The following is a 3,164-nucleotide window of genomic DNA, read 5'->3' as shown; positions in this document are numbered from 1 at the left end:
ACCAGCTGCACATCCATCGTGGCCAGGATGTCCTTATCCACTACGACATTGATACCGGTGATGCGGACGTATTTAATGGACGCGCCCGCGCGGCGCAGGTGGCGCTGGTGGATAACGCCTATAGCGCTGCCTATGCGCCGGGCGGCAACATCTTCTCCGTGTTCGATTTCGTCATCGAGAACGGCCGCATCACCGGTATCAATGTCGTAGTGGATAAGGACATCCTGGCCACGATGGATGTGCAGCTGGTTTGAAATGGGGTCAGAGTAATTACTCTGACCCCGCTCTCACACCCGCTTACGCCTCCGCCGGCGGCCCCACCTTCCCTTTCTTCTTCCGGCGTCCCATCGCCTCGACAGCGCGCGACATGTACACGTAGATCACCGGCGTCAGGTACAGGGTAAGGATCTGCGACACCACCAGGCCACCGACCACGGCCAGGCCCAGCGGACGGCGGGTAGAGGCACCGGCGCCCAGGCCCAGGGCGATGGGCAAGGTGCCAGCGAAGGCCGCCATGGTGGTCATCATGATCGGGCGGAAACGTACCTGGCAGGCTTCGTAAATAGCCTCGGCCGGCGTGACATCACCATGGCGCTGACGCTCCAGCGCGAAGTCGATCATCATGATCGCGTTCTTTTTGACGATACCCACCAGCATCACGATGCCGACGAAGGCGAAAAGATCGAGCGTGGCGTTGAAGACTTCCAATGTGAGCAGCGCACCCACCGCCGCGGCCGGCAGGCCGGAAAGAATGGTGAGCGGTTGGATGAAGCTCTCGTACAGGATGCCCAGCACCAGGTAGATCACGAACACCGCCAGCAGCAGCAACAGGCCCATGCCCTGCATGGAGTCCTGGAAGGCCTGCGCGGTGCCCTGGATGCTGCCGTTGATGGTGGCCGGCAGGCCCATCTTGTTCATCGCACCGTTGATGCTGCCCACTGCCTCGCTCAAGGAAACACCGGGAGCAAGGTTGAACGACACCGTCACCGCCGGCAGCTGGCCCTGGTGGTTCACGGTGAGTACTTCAGGCTTGCGTTCGAAATGCGCCACGGTATTGAGCGGCACCAGCGCGCCGGCGTCGGTGGTGACGTAGATCTTCGACAGCACGCTGGTGTCGCTCTGCATGCGCCGCTCGACCTCCATGATCACCCAGTACTGGGTGGCCGCGCCGTAGATGGTGGAGATCTGGTTGGCGCCGAAGGCACTACCCAGCGCCGTCTGCACCTGGTTCATGGTCAGGCCCAGGGTAGAAAGCTTGTCGCGGTCCACCACCACGTTCATCGACGGGCTGTTGAGATCGAGGTCGGAGGTGACGTCCTGGAAGCCTGGCAGCTCCTTGAAAGCATTGAGCGCCTTGCCCGACCAGTCGTACAGCGACTGCAGTTCCGTCGACTGCAACGTGTACTGGTACTGCGCCTTCGACTGGCGGCCGCCAATCTGGATCGCCGGCGGATTCTGGATGTAAGTGCGGATGCCGGGAATGGCAGCGTATTTCTTGCGCAGCGACTGGATCAGGTCATCCACGCCCAAGTCGCGCTCGCCGGCATCTTTCAGGCGCAGGAACAACGAGCCATTGTTGGCGGTGGCGCGCGGTCCGCCGGCGCCCACCGAAGACATGTACGAATCGATATTCGGATCGTCGCCGGTGAGCTTGGCGATCTCCTGCTGCCGCGCGGCCATGGCGGCGAAGGAGATATCCGTCGGGCCTTCTACGGCAACGCGAAGCTGGCCGGTATCGCCTGCCGGAATAAAATCCTTCGGCACGACGTAGAACAACAGGCCCGTGGCCAGCAGGCTGGCCACGAAGCCCAGCATCACCAGTCGCGGACGCGCCATGGCCCAGGCCAGGCTGGTGCCGTAGCCGTGGCTGCCCGCGCTGAAACCGCGGTCGAACATGCGCACGATCCATGCAGGTTTCGCGTCGTGGTCGTGCTTCAGGAACCGGCTGCACAGAAGTGGCGTGAGGGTGACCGACACCAGGCCTGAGATAAGGATCGCCACCGAGATGGCCACGGCGAATTCGTGGAACAGGCGGCCGATGATGCCGCCCATGAACATCACCGGGATGAACACGGCGATCAGCGACAATGTCATCGAGATGATGGTGAAGCCGATCTCGTTGGAGCCCTTCACCGAGGCTTCGAAGGGCTCTTCGCCGGCCTCGATGTGCCGGATGATGTTCTCCAGCATCACGATGGCATCGTCCACCACGAAACCCACGGCCAGGGTCAGGGCCAGCAGGGAGAGGTTGTCCAGGCTGTAACCCAGCGCGAACATGACGCCGAAGGTGCCGATCACCGAGATCGGCAGGGCGACGGCCGGGATCAGCGTGGCCGAGACATTGCCCAGGAACAGGTAGATCACCAGCACCACCAGCACGCCGGCCAGGATCAGGGTGAACTGCACGTCATGCACCGAGTCGCGGATCGACTGCGAGCGGTCGTAGAGCACATCCAGCTTCACCGACGGTGGCAGGGTGGCGCGGAATCCCGGCAGCGTGGCCATGATGCGGTCCACGGTTTCCACCGTGTTGGCGCCTGGCTGGCGCTGGATCGCCAGCACGATGGCGCGCTCACCGTTGTACCAGGCGGCTACCTGGTCGTTCTGCACGCTGTCCTTGGCGTTGGCGAGGTCCTTCAGCCGCACGGGCGCACCGTTGCGGTAGGTGACCACGATGTCGTTATAGGGCGCCGCCTTCATCAGCTGGCCGTCGGAGCGGATCGACAGCAACTGGCGCTGGCCGTTGAGCGAGCCGGTGGCCTTGTTGACGTTGGCGTTGGCGATCGCCGTCTGCAGCTGGTCGATGCCGATGCCGGTGGCAGCCAGCCGATCGGGATCCACGCTCACTCGCACGGCGTATTTCTGCGAACCGTATACGTTGACCTGGGCCACGCCATCGATCATCGACAGCTGCTGGGCCAGCTCGGTCTCGGCGTAGTCGTCCACCGTGGAAAGCGGCAGGGTGGACGAGCGCATTACCAGGTTCAGGATCGGCGCATCGGCCGGATTCACCTTGCGATAGCTGGGCGGCGTGGGCATTTCCTGCGGCAGCTGGCGCTGTGCGGCGGCAATGGCCGATTGCACGTCCTGCGCGGCGGCGTCGATGTTCCGGTCGAGCTTGAAGCTGACGGTGATGGTGGTACTGCCCAACGCGCTGGTCGAGC

Annotated in this window: 2 protein-coding genes; one reads left to right on the top strand and one right to left on the bottom strand. The window is 63.2% G+C overall.

Annotated elements, in window-relative coordinates; translation table 11 throughout:
• On the top strand, positions 1-254 hold a 254-nt coding region (locus VK519_RS16430), incomplete at its 5' end, for a hypothetical protein (protein ID WP_324351533.1).
• A gap of 43 nt (positions 255-297) precedes the next feature.
• On the opposite strand, the gene VK519_RS16425 is transcribed toward VK519_RS16430, so the two are convergent.
• On the bottom strand, positions 298-3,164 hold a 2,867-nt coding region (locus VK519_RS16425), incomplete at its 5' end, for an efflux RND transporter permease subunit (RefSeq protein ID WP_324351531.1).

Origin of the sequence: Pinirhizobacter sp., from assembly GCF_035317885.1 — a bacterium.
GTDB lineage: Bacteria > Pseudomonadota > Gammaproteobacteria > Xanthomonadales > Rhodanobacteraceae > Pinirhizobacter.
Note: the sequence above shows the minus strand (reverse complement) of the source record. Positions and strands in the feature narration are given on the sequence as shown.